The following is a 2414-nucleotide window of genomic DNA, read 5'->3' on the forward strand; positions in this document are numbered from 1 at the left end:
TGTGGGCGACGCGCGAGCCGCCGAAGCGGCCGAGCAGCGCACCGGACAGCGCGGTGCCGATGCCGGCCGCGAAGAACGTGACGACGAGCGTGCGTGCGACCAGCGAGCCGTCCGGGTCGACGTCGGACAGCATCCCGGTGAGGAACGGCACGATCACGAAGAACGCGCTGTTCAGCACGAACTGGCTCAGGAAGTACGCGCTGCCGCCGCGCGCGCTGAAGAACCATTCGATCGACGCGATCATCGCGAGCTGCGCGGCCCAGATCAGCGCGAGGCGGTGCTTGTGGCTGGCCGGATGCGACGGAATCGCCGCGCCGACGAAGCCGAGCAGCGACGACACCGACAGCAGCACGCCGATCGTCGTCGGCGACAGCCCGGCACGCTCGCCGACGAAGCCGGCGATCGCCCATTGCGATGCCTGCACGCCGTACACGAGCGCGGTCACGACCCAGATCGCGATCACCGGCCGCCACGGCAGCGTGCCGGCCCGCACGTGGCTCTGCGCGGGGGCGCTCGCGAACGCATCGATGCCGCGGATCGCGGGCGCCAGCACGGCGACGACGGCCGCCAGCAGCGCGAACACCCCGCGCCCGAGCCAGTTGGCCGGCAACGCGGAGATCAGCACGAGGATGCCGCCGTTGATGATGCCCGCGAGCAGGTTGATTTGCCCCCAGAGGCGGTCGGTCGACGCGCGCTGCGACACGCCGGACGCGACGACGACGAACAGCATCCCTTCGAACAGCCCCGTCATCCCGCGCGTGAGCGCCGCGGACACGATGCCGGGCGCGACCGCGCCGAGCGCCTGCCCGGCGATCGTGCCGACCAGGCCGGCCAGCGTGAACGGCCGTGCGGCGCGCGCGATCCGGTGCGACAGCAGCGCGCAACTGATCGCGATGCCGAGGATCTCGGCGCTGACGAGCGCGGTCGCGGTGCCTTCGTCGAGCCGGAAGCGCGTCATCACGGCCGCGACGAGGAACGGCGACAGGATCAGGCCGTTGGTGGCCGCGGCGAACGCGAACGCGAGACGAACGACGGCGCCGGTCGACGGATCGGGGCGCGACTGCGCGGCGGCATGCAGGGTGGCGGTGCTCACGAGGCCTCCTGGTTGGATCGCGGCCGATCTTGTGCGATGCCGGCCGTTTCGTGCATCGGGTGTGTCCCTCGGCGGGCCGGCATGGCGCGGGCGGCTGAGGCTGTGTTTGTACCTGCACTTGCGCGTTGCGGCAGGCCGAACAGCGTGCGCAGGTACGGTGTCAGGAAGCGGCCGTGCGGGTCCATCCGTTCGCGCAATGCGAGGAAATCGTCCCAGTGCGGATAGCACGCCGCCAGCTCGGCGGCCTTCATCGCATGCACCTTGCCCCAGTGCGGCCGCCCGCCATGATTGCGGCAGATCGCCTGCACGCCCGAGAAGTACGCGTCGAACGGCATCCCGCGATACTGGTGCACCGAGATGCGTACGCTGTCGCGGCCGTAATCGGGGCTCAGCCAGATGTCGTCGCCGCGCACCCAGCGGTATTCGAGCGGGAACATCAGCGGGAAGCCGCGGCGCGCGATGAACGCGCGGATCTCGCGCAGCGCATCGGCGCCGCGTTCGGCCGGCACCGACCATTCCATTTCGTTGAAGCGCACGCGGCGCACCGTCGACAGCATCGCGTAGCTCGCATCCACATGGCGGCCGGCCGACACTGTCGATGCGCACAGCCGGCTCAGCGCCGGGCACAGCGACGGCACGCGCCGGCCGAGCCCGCACAGCGCGCCGAACACGGTGTTCTCGAGGAACGATTCGGATGCACGGCTCGCCCAGTGCACCGCGTCGGCCGGCTCGTCGGTCATGTCCCATGCCTTGGTCAGCACGGTGTCCGTATGCGGGAACCAGTAGAACTCGAACGAGCGGTGCTTCGCGATCAGCGCGTCCGCTTGCGCGAGGCAGTCGTCGAGATTCATCCCGCCGCGCTCGAGGCGCAGCTTGAACGCGGGCACGAGGCGCAGGCCGATCTCCGTCAGCACGCCGAGCGCGCCGAGCCCGATCCGGCCGCCGGCGAACAGGTCGGGATGCGTGTCGGCGCTCGTGCGGATCTCGCTGCCGTCCGCGCACATGAAGGTCAGGCTGTCGATCTGCGTCGACAGGTTGCCGAGCGTGATGCCGGTGCCGTGCGTGCCGGTGCTGGTCGCGCCGGCGATCGACTGCACGTTGATGTCGCCGAGGTTCTCCATCGCGAGGCCGTGCGCGGCGAGCGCCGGGCCCAGCGCCCACAGCCGCGTGCCGGCATGCACGCGCGCGACGCGCCGGTCGCGGTCGACGTCGATCACGCCCTGCATCGCGTCGAGCGACAGGATCACGTCGTCGGTCTGCACGAGCGGCGAGAACGAATGACCGGCGCCGGCCGCGCGCACGGTGGCGCCGGCGGCAGCCG

General features: G+C 71.1%; 2 protein-coding genes. Both read right to left on the reverse strand.

Annotated elements, in window-relative coordinates; translation table 11 throughout:
- On the reverse strand, positions 1-1093 hold a 1093-nt coding region (locus tag G3N96_RS38345; protein ID WP_206140456.1), incomplete at its 3' end, for an MFS transporter.
- Positions 1090-2414, reverse strand: a 1325-nt coding sequence (locus tag G3N96_RS38350) for a D-arabinono-1,4-lactone oxidase (RefSeq protein WP_241023034.1), incomplete at its 5' end; no start/stop codon positions are given. The genes G3N96_RS38350 and G3N96_RS38345, both read right to left, overlap by 4 nt.

The sequence above is a fragment of the Burkholderia sp. Se-20373 genome, assembly GCF_017104705.1.
Lineage (GTDB): Bacteria > Pseudomonadota > Gammaproteobacteria > Burkholderiales > Burkholderiaceae > Burkholderia.